Genomic DNA, 13879 nt, shown 5'->3' with positions numbered 1-13879 from the left:
TGGCTTAGATTGCCAGTGATTTCAAATAGCTTTTAAAGCTATCAGCAATTTCAGGATGCTTTAAGCCCAACTCAACGTTGGCCTGCATAAAGCCCAGTTTGCTACCGCAGTCATAACGCTTGCCTTTGTAGCGATAAGCCATGACTTTTTCGAACTCCATCAAGGCAGAAATACCATCGGTCAGCTGAATTTCGCCGCCTTTGCCTGGCTTCACATGCTCCAGGCAATCAAAAATACGTGGGCTCAACACATAACGGCCAACTACTGCCAGGTTAGAAGGCGCTTCTTCTGGCTTTGGTTTTTCTACCATGCCTTTCACTTCAAGCAAGTCGTCAGTTTTAGCCACAGCATCCACCACGCCATAGCTGCTGGTTTCTTCCGGCGCCACGGTTTCAATACCCAATACCGAGCACTGCTGCTCGTTATACACATCCACCATTTGCTTGGTGATAGACACATCGCCGACCAGTAAGTCATCGGCCAGCAATACGGCAAATGGCTCATTACCCACCACCGGCTTGGCACACAACACCGCATGGCCCAGGCCCAACGCTTGTGATTGACGGATAAATACGCAGCTCACGCCTTTTGGCAGGATGCTGTGCACGATATCCAGCAGTTTTTGCTTGCCTGCAGCTTCGAGCTCAGCTTCCAGTTCGTAGGCTTTGTCAAAATGGTCGGCAATCGAACGCTTGTTGCGGCCAGTGATAAAAATCAGTTCCGTTGCACCCGCGGCAATCGCCTCTTCAGCCGCATACTGAATCAGTGGTTTATCCACCACCGGCAGCATCTCTTTCGGGCTGGCTTTGGTCGCCGGCAAGAAACGGGTGCCTAGCCCCGCTACCGGGAACACTGCTTTTGTAATTTTTTTCATGGTCGTATCCTAAAATAAAATAGTTATAAACATCATTAATAAAAAATCTGATTCAGCGCGCCAAGCATGATTTCAATTTTAACAACAGAACCACACTGGCCAACATCGCCGTGATCGCATTAGCAATAATGACCGGCCAATCCTGGATGAGGATGCCGTAAATCAGCCAAAGCAACACGCCGACGGTAAAAATCGTATACATAGGCAGTGAAATACCACTTAAGTCTCTGGTACGCCAGGATTGCACGACCTGTGGCACAAATGCTAGCGTAGTGCACACGGCAGCAATCGAGCCAATACAGAGATGGAAGGTGGTCATTTCAAATCTTCTACTTCGGCACCGAATGCCTGCAACTTGAGTTTTTTCAGCTGGTCACGGTATTGCGCCGCCTTTTCAAACTCCAGGTTCTTGGCTGCATCATGCATGGCTTTTTCAATCCGCTTGAGCTCTTTGGTCAAGGCTTTTTCGCTCATGTTTTCGTAGCTGGCCTGCTCCTGCGCGGCTTTGCGCTCACGCTGGGCTTCGTCTTTATCATAAACGCCATCAATAATATCCTTGATGCGTTTGGTCACGCCTTTAGGCGTGATTCCGTGTTCGGCATTAAATGCCAGTTGGATCTTGCGTCTGCGATCGGCTTCATCCATCGCCAGTTTCATGCTGCGGGTAATTTTGTTACCGTAAAAAATCACTTTGCCGTTGAGGTTGCGCGCTGCGCGGCCTGCGGTTTGGATCAATGACCGTTCAGAACGCAAGAAGCCTTCTTTGTCTGCATCCAGCACAGCCACCAGCGACACTTCTGGAATATCCAGGCCCTCGCGCAACAGGTTAATGCCCACCAGCACATCAAACTCGCCCAAACGCAAATCGCGGATAATTTCCACACGCTCTACGGTATCAATATCACTATGCAGATAGCGCACTTTGACGCCATGCTCGCTTAAGTAATCGGTCAAATCTTCGGCCATGCGCTTGGTGAGTGTGGTCGCCAGCACGCGTTCGCCCACCTCTACACGCAATTTAATTTCGCCCAGCAAATCATCCACTTGCGTATCAGCTGGTTTCACCGTGATCTCAGGGTCAACCAGGCCAGTCGGACGCGCGATCATCTCTACCACTTGCTGCTGGTGATTTTTTTCATAATCTGCAGGCGTTGCTGACACAAACACGCACTGGCGCATAATATGCTCAAACTCTTCAAACTTGAGCGGACGGTTATCCATGGCCGAAGGCAGCCGCCAACCATAATCGACCAGGTTGGATTTACGCGAGCGGTCGCCTAAATACATGCCACCCACTTGCGGCACGGTGACGTGGCTTTCATCAATAATCATCAACGCATCTGCAGGCAGATAATCAATTAATGTGGGCGGTGGATTGCCTGGAGGACGGCCCGTTAAATGACGGCTGTAGTTCTCAATGCCTTTACAGAAGCCGATTTCATTGAGCATTTCCAGGTCAAAGCGTGTGCGCTGTTCAATACGCTGCGCTTCTACCAGTTTATTTTCGCTTAAGAAAAAGCTCACGCGCTGGCGCAGCTCTTCTTTAATCGTATCCATCGCCCGCACCGTGGCTTCACGCGCCGTCACATAATGGCTGGAAGGGAAAATACGGAAGTTATGGATTTTGTTAAACACCTGGCCGGTGAGCGGGTCAAACAACTGGATGCTTTCAATTTCATCATCAAACAGGCTGATGCGCACCGCTGTTTCACTGTTTTCTGACGGGAACACATCAATAATATCGCCACGCACCCTGAAACAACCACGACTAAAGTCGAAATCGTTGCGGTCATACTGCATGTTAATCAGCTGCGTCACGATGTCTTTTTGCGCGACCTTTTTACCCTGGTGGATATGCAGCACCATGCCATGATACTCACCCGGGTCACCAATACCGTAAATCGCCGACACTGTCGCCACGATCACCGTATCTTCACGCTCCAGGATGGCTTTGGTCGCAGACAAGCGCATCTGCTCGATGTGGTCATTAATGCTGGAGTCTTTTTCAATAAACAGGTCGCGCGAAGGCACATAGGCTTCGGGCTGGTAGTAATCGTAATAACTGACGAAATACTCCACCGCATTATTGGGGAAAAACTCCCTGAATTCACTATAGAGCTGTGCCGCCAGTGTCTTGTTGGGGGCCATGACAATCGCCGGTTTACCCGTGCGTGCAATCACGTTAGCCATGGTGTAGGTTTTGCCTGACCCCGTCACGCCGAGCAAAGTTTGAAATTGCAGCCCCTCTTCAATGCCTTGCGTGAGCTTTTCAATCGCCTGTGGCTGATCGCCAGCAGGGGGAAACGGCTGGTGCAATTCGTATTTACTGCCAGGAAAAGTGACGATCACAAGAACAATCTGGAGACAAGAATGGTATAAATCATATTTTAACTGTTTTTGTGGTCACAGGCGCAGGATTTACAATTTTCGGAGATGCTTGCGGCCCGAACTTTTATCGCAAGAATCAGTCATTTTAAAAACATCAAAACGGGCACCTGGGGGATCACGTGAAACACTTGTTTTTAGCATGCATATTACTCGGCACATCCGTTGCCAACGCCTATAACCAACAGGCCCTGATGGAAGCCTATTTTGGTGTCGTCATGATCCGTGGCTACAATCTGGATGGCGGCATGGCTTATGGTTCCGGGGTGGTGGTGGCAGACAATCAAGTGGTGACCAACTGCCATGTATTGCGTGCCACCAAACAGCCGTGGATTTCGCGCGGCGAAGACAGTTACCCGATTACCGACGTGCGCGCCGACGCCTGGCACGACCTCTGCCTGGTCACCACCCACAACATGCCCTTTAAACCCGTGCAGCGCGGCAACAGCCTAACCCTCACGCGCGGACAGGAAATCACCGCCATCGGCCATTCCAATGGCGTCCCGGCACCCATCACCTCCGTCGGTGAAATTCAGGGCCTATACCCCACACAACCGGGCAATATGATACGCAGCAGCGCCAAATTCCTCATGGGCGCCAGCGGCAGCGGCCTGTTTGACATGGAAGGCAGGCTGGTCGGCATCAACACCTTCAAAACTGCGGGCAATGGCGGCAGCATCCACTTTGCACTGCCGGTTGAGTGGCTGGAAACGCTGGAAAAAATGCCCGCTAGCACCGAGTTCCCTGTGCATGGCAAAGCCCTGTGGGAAGAAGATGAAGACAAACAACCTTTTTATATGCGTGCCGCAGTGCCTGAGTCGCGGCAAGACTGGGCGTCCTTGCAAAAAGTGAGCACCTTATGGACGCAGCAAGAACCCACCAGCGCAGATGCCTGGTTTAGCCTGGGTCTGGCACAATTATCCTTAAAACAACTCACCTCGGCGGCCAGCGCCTTTGACCAGGCAGTCAGCCTGGACAAACAATTTGTCGAAGCCTGGTTCAAACGTGGTGAGGTCGCCCAGCAACTCGGTGACCAGCAAACCGTGCATCAGATCGAGGCACAACTGCAGCAAATCGACCCCTTGTTGGTTTCCGTCTACCAGGCCTATCTCAGCTGCGAACAACATTGCCAGAAATAACGGCTTGATTATTTTGACAAAACAGCGTGCGCCAGCTTCCACAGCGGTGTTTTTTTGCGTAAAATATTGCGTTTTTCAATTTTTTGCAGGTCGCACTTAGCGGCCTGTTTGAGCATAGTCGACCAACAAGGAAGCAATCTTGAGCCAAGCTGCCGCCAACGTGCTGTCTGCACGCGTGTTATCCATTAAAGAATCCCCAACTTTGGCCATTACCGCCAAAGCTGCGAAATACAAATCCGAAGGTCGCCCGATTATTGCCCTGGCTGCTGGTGAGCCAGACTTTGATACGCCACAACATATTAAAGATGCAGCCAAGGCAGCGATTGATGCCGGTTACACCAAATACACGCCTGTCAGCGGCATTCCTGCGCTGAAAAAAGCCATTGTTAACAAGTTCAAAAATGAAAACGGTTTTGACTATGCCTTGAACGAAGTGATCGTCGGCGTGGGCGGTAAGCAAACTATTTTCAACCTGTGCCTGGCGGTATTGAATGCTGGCGATGAAGTGATTGTGCCAGCGCCTTACTGGGTGAGCTATGCCGATATCGCCATGGTCGCCGAAGCCAAACCGGTGATTCTCGAATGTGGCATTGAGCAAGGTTTTAAACTGCTGCCAGCACAACTCGAAGCAGCCATTAACGCTAAAACCAAGTTGGTGATGTTCAACTCCCCTTCCAACCCAACCGGTGCTGTTTATACATTGGACGAGTTAAAAGCGCTGGGCGAAGTATTATTGAAACACCCGCATGTGCTGGTTGCCACCGATGATATGTATGAGCACGTCAACCTGACGGGCGACAAATTCCATAACATCCTCAACGCAGCGCCAGGTCTCAAAGACCGTTGCATCGTGTTGAACGGCGTTTCAAAAGCCTACTCCATGACCGGCTGGCGTATTGGTTATGCTGCAGGCCCGGCTTACATTATTAAAGCCATGGAAATCCTGCAAAGCCAGTCCACCAGCAACCCGGCTTCAATTTCACAATATGCTGCCGAAGCAGCACTGAGTGGCTCACAAGACTGTATCAAGCCAATGGTGGCTGCCTTCCGTGAGCGCCATAAATATGTGGTAGACCGCTTTAACGCCATGCCAGGCCTGAGCTGTTTAATGGCCGGCGGTGCGTTCTATGCCTTCCCGGATGCACGCCAGGCCATCGCCAGCCTGCACCAGGCCGGCAAAATCAACGCAGCCACAGACATGGCATTAGCGGAATACCTGCTGGAAGAACACAATGTGGCCGTCGTGCCAGGTTCCGCTTTCGGCGCTGAAGGCTATTTCCGCATCTCATTTGCCACCAGCATGGAAAACCTGCGTGAAGCATTGGATCGTATTGAAAAAGCATTAAAGTAAGTAACAAGCCAATGACTTACAATAAAAAAAGCGCCCTGGGGCGCTTTTTTTATTGGTGCGACAGATCAATCCTTAATAAAGTCTTTTAGCAAGCTTTGCTGCAATGCCACTTCACTCGGCAACCCGGTGTTCGCCATCAAACCAGCCACATCACTTGCCACCAATCCTGCATGCCCACCAGCGGACGCAGAATGGTCCTGAATCAAATCCTCAATATGCAAAGCAACCGGCACCTCAGCCGCAAATGCGCTAAAACCATCGCCCGCTGGCATCGCCCCCAGCAAAGCAGACAAATCCAGCACATCGTCTTTAGACTGAATCGCAGACAGCACCTGCTGCAATAACCACGGGTTCACCGCATCGTCACTGCTATCGGCCATAAAGTCAGCACTCAACTGCGTGTTCAAGGTGATGGTCTGCGACTCACTTACCTGCACTAGGCCACCCACAGTCGTTTCAACCGTCACAGCAGCACCGTGGCTGGTGACCAAACGATCGCCCTCACGCAACCAGTCGCCTGCTGCCAGACGATGATGCTGACCGCGGGCATCAATCACTTCTGCCACGCCATCCACACTCGCAATTTTTCCAACCATGGTTCGCATAGTATTCTCCTGACGCACATTATAAGTCAGCACCCTGACAAACCCGCCGATGTCAAGGTTAGAGGCTGGGAATATTACAAAAATTTGCTTAAAACAGTGCGCGTGCAAGCCATTTCTAGCTGTCGATTTGTCAACTACAAAAAATATAAAATATTTCGCAAAAAGTGGTTGACCAAGGGGCGTGGTCTCAGTAATATAGCGCCTTCAAACGACGTACCGATTCCTCAATAGCTCAGTCGGTAGAGCGCCGGACTGTTAATCCGTAGGTCCCTGGTTCGAGCCCAGGTTGAGGAGCCAAATAGAATAAGGCCTTGCAGCGATGCAAGGCCTTTTTGCTTTTATGCAGAATTGCGAAGCGCTTCGCAATTATTGTTAAATCAACAAAATTCGATCAAGAAAAAGGCCATCCGAAGATGGCCTTTTTTACAGGGATGTACGACCTGTGCATTCAGGTGAATGCGTCATCGATTATATAGCAGATACCGCTGCAAGATCATCATTCAAAAACTCTGGCCAACAACACTAACAAAGTGCCAACTAAAAAAACAAACCTTTAAAAAATCAGGCCATCGGAAAAAGGTAATATTGGTAATGTGTGTTTTTAAAAGTACAAATAATCAATATATATCAATATGTTATATACAAAATATTAAAGGTAATTAAATGGTAATTTTTAGGTAACTAGATTACCTTTTAAAAGTGTAATTTAATCAAAAATAAAAGCTAATAGAATCATATAGTTATAAAAGATTACCTTTTTTATTACTAAAAATTACCTTTAAAAGGTAATTAAAGAATCTATATTCCAGGCGGGTTACAAGGCCGTTTAATAGTTTCATTACTAAAGTTACCTCTTTCCGATGAGCAAATCTGATTGCGGACACATTTCAGGCCATCTAGGAATAAAAACGGCACTGCATGACATATGTGCATGATTTTGAATTGGCAACGACATAAACAAACATCAATGCAAACACACAGCAGGCCTCACTCCGACCAGACCATGCATATGCATGGTTCTAGGCACATAAAGCCCTTGGGCGTGGCGGGGTCACGAGCGCGCGCGCCGGGGGCTAGTTGCCTATTTTTTAAGCAGCCATGGCTTTGCATGGTCGATGGGCGAAAAAAAACCGCCCGAGGGCGGTGTGTTGAGCGTTGTGGAAACTTTAGCGAGATGATCAGGCTGGCGTTGTCACGGCCAGTTCATACTCCCTGAATTTGATCACCTCATCGCCCATCCAATCATTGATGGATAGCATTGCCGTTTGAATAGGCTTGAGTTCATTGATATAGCAAACCTTTGCAGCTTTCTCAGCGTCACCAAAGCCGCCTGTATTGTTTGGAATAATCCCCATCAACTGAGGCGGTACCCGGTGAATGGCCAGCATGTCATCACGGCTGATATTTTTTATGCCAGTGAACTCATCCTTAGCCGCAGCCTCAGCCACTGGGATGATTTGAATGCCCTTCTCTTCCCCCCCGGGTGCATACACAAACAGGTTGCGGAAATTACCTGGTCCCTTGGCGTCTTTGAGTGCCTTACGAATAGCATCGATGTCACCCTTTTCCTGAGCAGCGTCAGTCATGTACAGGATATATCCAGCGTGGCTACCGTTCTTATAATAGCGGCGGCGAAACAGCGTGGCGCTTTCATTGAGCATGATCGAATTAATCGCTGACAGATATTGCGGCAAGCCGTAAATCTCCTGGTTGATATCAGGTGCCATCAGGTGAAACACGTTGCCCTTATACTCCGTGTATTCGTTGTACATAGGCACGTAGAAAAACTGCTCAGGCTCCAGCCCTACCCGAGTGTATTTTGCAGGCAGGATATCGCCTTTAATTTTGTTGCCAAGGACTGACTTTTGACTTGCATAGTAGGTATTACCAAAGACTAAAAAATTCAATGCTAGCTTTTGAAACATCATTGAATCCATATACTTTGTCGGCACAAAGGTCCCGCTGAGAATGTTGCACTTAACCGTTAGCGCACTGTCGTGATGCACGGCAGATAATCTCATGTTTGCCACGCCATTAAAGTCCACCGGTGGCTCATACCATTTATCGTTTTTATTGCACTGGATATAGTCAAAAATGTCGCGCTTGCTGATCGCCTCAATATCATCGCCAAAGGTAAACGCCAAGACTTCATCGTTTGCTTGAATTTTCTTACTCATGAATAAATCTCCACAATGGATTGTTTGTCCGCATTAGCTGTCAGCGGCTCGTTATAAATGGCATTGATAATTGCCCAGGCGATATCCGCATGGCTTGTTTTCTTGCTGCGATCAGACTTGTAAGTCATTGAACGGCCGCTCTCGGTGAGCGTCTTTTTAATCGAGATAAAAGCGCTGACGATATCTTTGTCGCCTGCATCAAACTCCAGGCGGCGCTTGCTGACAACCTGTTTTGCTTTCAGCACCATCAGCGCCTTAAGCTCCTGGTTATAGTTAAGACCCTGCGCAGCTGGGAAAAACTTAACTACCAACTGGTGCACTGCGGATCCAATCCCGGTGGCATCAATGGTGATTTTTTCCACGTTATAGCGCTGCGTGATTTGCTTAATAAATTCGGCCTGTTTCTCATAGTCATCAGACACGTTGAATTTATGTTTTTCAATGACTCGGAACTTACCACCAGGCACCAAAGGTGGCGCGATGACGGCCAGCGCCTGACTATCTCCCCCGTTACTTGGGTCGTAGCCAATCCACACAGGGCGGTTACCCAATGGGCGCGACGCAAATGGCTTGTAGTCTTCCCAAACCTCCCAACTATCCACCATGCACAACTGCATTTCAGACATAGGGAACACGCTCAGCAAGTCATCAATAAACATGCACATGAGCAAGTTGTTAAACTCATCAGCGCTGTATTCGCGGCGCAGCTGCTCAATGTCAAATAAATCACACCCACTGCGCACGGCATCCATCACGGTAACGATCTGGCGCCACTGACCATCCGGGCAAAGCATGCCACCATTCAGGCGTGGGTCATTTGCGTCAAGAATCAGATCCTCATTCTTGCCTGCAGACAGTTCACCCGTCCAGAATGGGTACGCCTCATGCTGAATACTAGAAGGGGTTGAGAAATAAGTCTGGCGCCAATGCTTATGCATCGCCATACCAGAGGCCACTTTTCTAAACTCGGCAAACTTACCGATCCAGAAAATCTCATCCATGTAGATATTGCCGTGATAGCTTTGCGCCGTCCGGACATTGGTGCCCAAAAAGTACAGCGTGGCACCATTCGGCAACACAATAGGGTCCCCGGTTAACTCAAGGTCAGCCGCTTCCAGTGCAAACGCCTTGATGTACTCCTTAAACACATGTGCCTGCGCCTTACTGGCCGATAGAAAAATCTGATTGCGGCCAGTTTGCAAGGCATCGTCGAGCGCCTCTCTGGCAAAGTACCACGTCGCACCAATCTGGCGGCTTTTGAGGATATCTCTGATGCGATGTTCAAGCCCTGCGTCATACCAAAGCTTTTGATACCCGAACAGGTTCTCCAGCAAAGCTCTATGTATTTTATCGGCCTGCTCTTCGGTGAACTCATTGCGAGGCGACTTTTTGCGATCGCCCTTATTTCTGTTTTTAACATTCGGGTTAAGGTCAGCTTCATTGCCGCCATCGCTATATTTTGTGATCCTTGCCTGGCGCTCCATTTGCCGACCTAGCAGGTCGATCTCTTTATAGTCAGAGCCGGTCTTTTCAGCCTTCATGATTAAGAGGTTATAGCGCGCCTCAGTCGTCAGAATAATCCGCTCATGCGGATCAGTATCGTCCCACTTATCTCGGCGTTTCCAGCTGTCAACGGTTGGCCTTGCAACATCGAGCTGCTCACTGATTTTGGCAATGCTATGGCCGCCCCAGTATAAAAACTTGGCGTGTCTGCGTGGGTCAAGTTCGGTGATTTGTGTCATGCAGGCAATGTACCCGCGCATAAAACCACTCTGCATTTACGCCAGTTGTATTCAATAACCGATACAACCGCACCAGATTGAACAATAAAAGCCAACTCTACAGACTAGCCGCAAGTAGATAAGCAACCCAATTAGCAAAGGGACAAATATGTCAAAAGTCAGCCAGTTCATTTCGATCATTACAGAGGGCGATACTACAGACGGGCGTGAAGTCACAGCCCAAATGATTGAAGAGGCAGCTGCCACTTACAATCCTGACACTTACACCGCGCGCATCAACTTAGAACACTTCCGTTCAACATATCCAGATTCAGCTTTCAAAATGTATGGGAGCGTAAAAGCCGTACGTGTTGGCGAAAAAGATGTCTTTGGGCAAAAGAAAAAAACGCTAGAGGCTCAGCTTCTGTGTGATGACACCATGATCGAGATGACACAAAAGCAAAATCAGAAGATTTTCTTTAGTGCCGAGATCTGGCCTAACTTTGCCAAAACAGGCAAGTTCTATTTATCTGGCCTTGCAATGACAGACAGCCCAGCATCTTTGGGCACTGAAGTTTTGAAATTCGCAAGCACTGCAAAAGAAAATCCTTTTGCTAATCGTAAAAACGATCCTGCAACCATGATTGTGGCAGCGGTTGAGTCTCAACCATTGCAATATAGCGATGCGCCAGCGCCATCCAATCCAGCACAAACACCAAACTTCGCACAAGAGCTGCTCACCGGGCTGGCTGCAATGTTCAAAAAAAATGAGCAAGCACCAGAGCCAAAACCAGAAACAAAGCCAGCTCATACAGAGCCCTTTGATCCTCAAAAATTCACTCAAGAGTTGACCACAGGGATGGCAAAGACTTTCGGTGACCTGATGAACAAACAAGCTGAAGCTGTTAACACCCTGCAAACCAGTGTCAACACGATCACCAAAGACTTCAACGACTTGAAGTCAAAACTGGAAAAACAGCCAGAAGGTGCCCAGCGCTCACAGGCCGCAGGCGGTGGCACAACTCACGAAAAAACAGACTGCTAGGTAACCATTAAACAAGAGACCGGTAACCACGTTAAGAGGATTAAAAATGCAAAACGAAACACGAAAATTATTCAACGCCTACCGTGATGAGGTTGCCAATCTCAATGGCGTCACAGATGTATCTGAGAAGTTCACGGCCACGCCATCCGTGCAGCAGCGTATGGAAAACCGCATGCAAGAGAGCGTCGAGTTCCTTGGCATGATCAATAACGTAGGTGTCGATGAACAACAGGGCGAAAAAATTGGCCTTGGTATCGGTGCACCCGTCTCAGGAACTACTAACACCGCCACAACAGACCGCGCTGTGACAGATCCAACTGCATTGGATGCTGAGGGTTATCTGTGCACGCAAACAAACTTTGATACATACCTCAGTTATTCAAAACTGGATATGTGGGCCAAGTTTGAAGACTTCCAAACTCGCATCCGCAATATGTTGCTTACCCGTGCTGCGCTTGATGCCATCATGATCGGCTTTAACGGTACCAGCCGTGCAGCCACCAGCAATAAAGGGGCAAACCCAATGTTGCAGGATGTGAATATTGGCTGGCTGGAAAAAATTCGCCAATTTGCACCTGAGCGTTACATGGAAGAGGTGGCAGCAGCATCAGGCACCATCGAAATTGGTTCAAGTGTTGCCGCTGCTAATGGTTACAAAAACATTGACGCCTTGGTACATGACATGGTGAACAACTTAATGGAACCCTGGTACCGCGAAGATACAGAGCTGGTATGTGTTGTTGGCCGCAAGCTGATCTCCGACAAAATGTTCGGCATCATCAACGTGTCTCAGGCGCCGACTGAGCAGCTGGCAACTAAAATCCTGACCAGCCAGGTCACCGTTGGCGCTTTACCTGCCGTCCGTGTGCCTTACTTCCCTGAAAACGGCATCCTGGTCACTCGTTTGGACAACCTGTCCCGCTACTACCAAAATGGTAAGCGCCGCCGGACGATTGTTGACAACGCCAAGCGTGACCGCGTCGAAAACTACGAGTCAAGCAATGACGCTTACGTGGTTGAAGACTACGGCCTGACAGCCTTCGCCGAGAATATCGAGCTGGTTGATTAATCAACCAATTGAATGGGCAGGGGTTCCCTGCCCTTTTTTAATTATTGGAGACCCCGCCATGTCAGAAGATAAAAAAACGCGCATGCTATCACCAGCTGCCCGCCACCGTGAGCGCGTGCTGGCAGAAAAAAATAGCCAGTCAGCCGGTGAAGATATCCAGGCTGCCAGCCAATATGAATTAAAGCTGCTAGAGCTCGCACAAGATCAGCGCGACCTCAAAAAAATCAAAGGCCTCGAACTCAAGGCCGACAAAAAACTTGAGCTGCTGCCCAAGTATCTGCCATGGGTAGAGGGCGTGATCACCAGCGATGCTGGCGCACAAGACGATGTCCTGGTCACCATGCTTGTCTGGGCAATTGATGTCAGTGACTTTGAGCTGGCCCTGCGCATTGCTGAGTATTGCATCAAGCATAAACTCGCCATGACAGATAACTACCAGCGTGACCTGGCCAACATCGTGGCAGAGGATATCGCCGAGGCACAAATCAAGCTATTTAACGCCGGGAATGAGATGTCGACAGAGATTCTCAAGCGCACGATTGAAATCACTAAAGATGCCGATCTATTCGACCCGGTTAGAGCCAAACTGCATAAAGCTTGGGGCTATGCTTTGCGTGTCAGTGAAGACATTGCCATTAAGAAGATGGCCCTGGATCAATTAAAACGAGCGTTTGAGTTGTTTGAAAAGTCCGGTGTTAAAAAAGACATCGAGAATCTTGAGCGTGAGATTAAGAATTCAAGCAGCGAATAGCTGCTATAACCGAGCGTACCCCGCACCAGAGGCGCGGGTGGAGTGCAGGAACGGTCTCCACAGCACAAAGCCCGCCCACCTCTGCTAAGGAATCAACACCATGATGGTCACCTCCCCCACCGTTGATACACCAGAAGAAACCATCGAAAACGATGGCTTTTTCCCCAACATTGAGCTGGCTCCGTTTCGCGAGGCAAACCGCATCGACGGCACCATCACCACGCTGCGCCTGCGTCATTGCATCGTTAATCAAGTGATTAATGTTAACCGTCAACTGGCTGTATTAAAGGCAGAACAGATTGTAGCGGGTGTAGAAAAGCTTGCCGATATTGATGCACCAAAAATTGATGGAAGCAACACCTACGTGCATCACTACCTGCGTGCCGTTGGTTGCCTGGTTAAAGCTGAGGTGATTGAAACATACAGGGACTTTGACACCACTACGGCCGGCCGTGAGACCGCCGACCAGTTAACCCCAAACATTGAAGATTTACGCCGCAATGCTTACTGGGCGATTTCAGATCTGTTGAATAGCCCGCACAGCAATGTGGAGTTGATTTGATGCAGGTCCGCTCACAACAAGGCGACAGCGTAGACCTGATTTGCTGGCGCCATTTAAAAACAACAGCCATCGTAGAACAGGTGCTGGTCAGCAATCCACACATTGCTTTTTTAGGCCCTGAGTTACCAATGGGAACCATCGTAGAACTGCCAGAGACAGTCGTGGAGACTCAAACCTCACTCACGCAACTTTGGGATTAA

13 protein-coding genes and 1 tRNA gene are annotated in these 13879 nt (G+C 49.1%); 8 read left to right on the top strand and 6 right to left on the bottom strand.

The genetic code is table 11. The features are described from left to right. Positions 1-4 precede the first annotated feature (4 nt). Genes galU through uvrB form a run of 3 tightly spaced genes read right to left on the bottom strand, consistent with a single transcriptional unit; the run spans position 5 to position 3223 of the window. The gene (galU, locus tag INP79_RS06290) at positions 5-874 is read right to left on the bottom strand and encodes a UTP--glucose-1-phosphate uridylyltransferase GalU (protein ID WP_194753380.1); all 870 of its coding nucleotides are present in this window, start codon (positions 872-874) and stop codon (positions 5-7) included. Between the two features lie 52 nt (positions 875-926). Continuing rightward, on the bottom strand, positions 927-1193 hold the full coding sequence (locus tag INP79_RS06285) for a SemiSWEET transporter (RefSeq protein ID WP_194753379.1): 267 nt from the start codon (positions 1191-1193) through the stop codon (positions 927-929). Beyond that, a complete protein-coding gene (gene uvrB, locus INP79_RS06280; protein ID WP_194753378.1) occupies positions 1190-3223 on the bottom strand; it encodes an excinuclease ABC subunit UvrB in 2034 nt (677 codons plus the stop codon). The genes INP79_RS06285 and uvrB overlap by 4 nt, the downstream gene beginning before the upstream one ends. Positions 3224-3381: 158 nt before the next feature. On the opposite strand from uvrB, the gene INP79_RS06275 reads away from it, so the two are divergent. Together INP79_RS06275 and INP79_RS06270 are read left to right on the top strand one after the other, a co-directional pair. Further along, complete coding sequence (locus INP79_RS06275; RefSeq protein ID WP_194753377.1) at positions 3382-4398, top strand: trypsin-like peptidase domain-containing protein; 1017 nt, start codon at positions 3382-3384, stop codon at positions 4396-4398. Positions 4399-4537: 139 nt separating this feature from the next. Further along, positions 4538-5749, top strand: a complete 1212-nt coding sequence (locus INP79_RS06270) for a pyridoxal phosphate-dependent aminotransferase (protein ID WP_194753376.1) — start codon at positions 4538-4540, stop codon at positions 5747-5749. 65 nt (positions 5750-5814) lie between these two features. Here the strand turns inward: INP79_RS06270 and INP79_RS06265 are convergent, their stop codons facing one another. Beyond that, positions 5815-6354, bottom strand: coding sequence for a hypothetical protein (locus tag INP79_RS06265; RefSeq protein ID WP_228519741.1), 540 nt, complete (start codon positions 6352-6354; stop codon positions 5815-5817). A 221-nt stretch (positions 6355-6575) separates the two neighbouring features. Here INP79_RS06265 and INP79_RS06260 point away from each other — a divergent pair. Next, a tRNA-Asn gene (locus tag INP79_RS06260) sits at positions 6576-6651 on the top strand. Positions 6652-7532: 881 nt separating this feature from the next. Here the strand turns inward: INP79_RS06260 and INP79_RS06255 are convergent. Beyond that, positions 7533-8531, bottom strand: a complete 999-nt coding sequence (locus INP79_RS06255) for a phage portal protein (protein WP_194753375.1) — start codon at positions 8529-8531, stop codon at positions 7533-7535. Continuing rightward, complete coding sequence (locus tag INP79_RS06250; RefSeq protein ID WP_228519740.1) at positions 8528-10294, bottom strand: terminase large subunit domain-containing protein; 1767 nt, start codon at positions 10292-10294, stop codon at positions 8528-8530. Before INP79_RS06250 ends, INP79_RS06255 begins: the two co-directional genes overlap by 4 nt. 127 nt (positions 10295-10421) lie before the next feature. On the opposite strand from INP79_RS06250, the gene INP79_RS06245 reads away from it, so the two are divergent. The 5 genes from INP79_RS06245 to INP79_RS06225 all read left to right on the top strand — a co-directional run bounded on the left by INP79_RS06245 (position 10422) and on the right by INP79_RS06225 (position 13879). After that, a complete protein-coding gene (locus INP79_RS06245) occupies positions 10422-11297 on the top strand; it encodes a GPO family capsid scaffolding protein (protein ID WP_194753374.1) in 876 nt (291 codons plus the stop codon). Between the two features lie 46 nt (positions 11298-11343). Then, positions 11344-12366 carry a phage major capsid protein, P2 family gene (locus INP79_RS06240; RefSeq protein ID WP_194753373.1) on the top strand — a complete coding sequence of 341 codons (1023 nt, stop codon included), beginning with the start codon at positions 11344-11346 and terminating at the stop codon, positions 12364-12366. A gap of 58 nt (positions 12367-12424) precedes the next feature. Then, on the top strand, positions 12425-13117 hold the full coding sequence (gene gpM / locus INP79_RS06235) for a phage terminase small subunit (protein ID WP_194753372.1): 693 nt from the start codon (positions 12425-12427) through the stop codon (positions 13115-13117). A 100-nt stretch (positions 13118-13217) separates the two neighbouring features. Then, positions 13218-13679 carry a head completion/stabilization protein gene (locus INP79_RS06230; RefSeq protein WP_194753371.1) on the top strand — a complete coding sequence of 154 codons (462 nt, stop codon included), beginning with the start codon at positions 13218-13220 and terminating at the stop codon, positions 13677-13679. Next, positions 13679-13879: a tail protein X gene (locus INP79_RS06225; RefSeq protein ID WP_194753370.1), complete on the top strand. Its 201-nt coding sequence runs from the start codon at positions 13679-13681 to the stop codon at positions 13877-13879. The genes INP79_RS06230 and INP79_RS06225 overlap by 1 nt, the downstream gene beginning before the upstream one ends.

The organism is Methylophilus sp. QUAN, from assembly GCF_015354445.1.
In the GTDB taxonomy this organism is placed as follows: Bacteria; Pseudomonadota; Gammaproteobacteria; order Burkholderiales; family Methylophilaceae; genus Methylophilus.
This window is presented reverse-complemented; position numbering and strand designations above follow the sequence as displayed.

Bases quoted from the DNA above. Each gene is read 5' to 3' on its own strand.
- INP79_RS06245 (WP_194753374.1), top strand. From the start codon at position 10,422: ATGTCAAAAGTCAGCCAGTTCATTTCGATCATTACAGAGGGCGATACT.
- INP79_RS06250 (WP_228519740.1), bottom strand. From the start codon at position 10,294: ATGCGCGGGTACATTGCCTGCATGACACAAATCACCGAACTTGACCCA.
- INP79_RS06265 (WP_228519741.1), bottom strand. From the start codon at position 6,354: ATGCGAACCATGGTTGGAAAAATTGCGAGTGTGGATGGCGTGGCAGAA.
- galU (WP_194753380.1), bottom strand. From the start codon at position 874: ATGAAAAAAATTACAAAAGCAGTGTTCCCGGTAGCGGGGCTAGGCACC.
- gpM (WP_194753372.1), top strand. From the start codon at position 12,425: ATGTCAGAAGATAAAAAAACGCGCATGCTATCACCAGCTGCCCGCCAC.
- INP79_RS06285 (WP_194753379.1), bottom strand. From the start codon at position 1,193: ATGACCACCTTCCATCTCTGTATTGGCTCGATTGCTGCCGTGTGCACT.
- INP79_RS06225 (WP_194753370.1), top strand. From the start codon at position 13,679: ATGCAGGTCCGCTCACAACAAGGCGACAGCGTAGACCTGATTTGCTGG.
- INP79_RS06230 (WP_194753371.1), top strand. From the start codon at position 13,218: ATGATGGTCACCTCCCCCACCGTTGATACACCAGAAGAAACCATCGAA.
- INP79_RS06240 (WP_194753373.1), top strand. From the start codon at position 11,344: ATGCAAAACGAAACACGAAAATTATTCAACGCCTACCGTGATGAGGTT.
- INP79_RS06255 (WP_194753375.1), bottom strand. From the start codon at position 8,531: ATGAGTAAGAAAATTCAAGCAAACGATGAAGTCTTGGCGTTTACCTTT.